The sequence below is a fragment of the Aeromonas aquatilis genome (assembly GCF_054052405.1).
Genome location: NZ_JBSTYP010000148.1, coordinates 1 through 1,049, shown reverse-complemented (window position 1 = coordinate 1,049; position 1,049 = coordinate 1). Strand labels below are relative to the sequence as shown.

At 61.1% G+C, this 1,049-nt stretch carries 1 protein-coding gene; it reads left to right on the top strand.

The features are described from left to right. Window positions 1-1,049: IS4 family transposase (locus ACW5W8_RS23720; protein ID WP_498630869.1), on the top strand; the 1,049-nt coding region annotated here is incomplete at both ends.

The window sequence follows — 1,049 nt, the reverse complement described above, 5'->3', positions numbered from 1 at the left end:
CGTCGTCGCCGTATGCCCATGGAGCGCCTGGTCTGGGCCATTATCGGCATGGCTATCTTCCGCCACGTCCCCATGACCCAGCTCGTAAATCAGCTCGATATCCTGTTGCCCGGCGACCGCCCCTTTGTCGCCCCCAGCGCCTTCCTGCAAGCTCGCCAAAAACTGGGGGACAAGAGCATCGAGCGGCTGTTTCACGAGACCGCCTATCTCTGGCACCAGCAGGCCAATCATCCCGGTTGGGCCGGGCTGCAACTACTCGCCGTCGATGGCGTGATGTGGCGCACCCCCGATACCCCGGACAATGCCGCTGCGTTTGCCAAACCCGGTACTCAACATGGGGAGACCGCCTATCCGCAGGTGCGCATGCTCTGCCAGATGGAGCTGACGAGCCACCTGCTTGTTCAGGCTGTCATGGAGAGCTGCACCGTCAACGAGATGGCGCTGGCCGAACAACTTATCGCGCGCACGCCGGACCACTCGCTCACCCTGTTCGACAAGGGGTTCTACTCCCTCGGCCTGCTCCATGCCTGGCAGACCACTGGCAGCGAGCGGCACTGGCTGCTCCCACTCAAAAAGGGCACGCAATACGAGGTGGTGCGCAAGCTGGGGCGTCAGGACGTGCTGGTGCGTCTCAAAACCAGTCCACAGGCGAGGAAGAAGTGGTCGCAACTGCCAGAGACACTAGAAGCCCGCTTACTTACCCGCACCATCAACGGTAAAGAGCGGCAAGTGTTGACCTCAATGGTCGACCCGATGCGTTTCCCTGGCGCCGACATCGTTGAGCTCTACAGCCACCGCTGGGAAATCGAGTTGGGCTATCGGGAGATGAAGCACAGCCTGCAACAACACCGGTTGACCCTGCGCAGCAAGAAGGCGGCGGGGATACGGCAAGAGCTGTGGGGCGTGCTGCTGGCGTACAATCTGCTGCGCAGCCAGATGGTAAAGATGGCAGCGAGTCTGAAGGGATACACGGCGAGCCAGCTGAGTTTTCACATGGCGTCGGTCTATCTCATCCATGAACTGAGCTGCATGCCGTACCTGTCACCGGG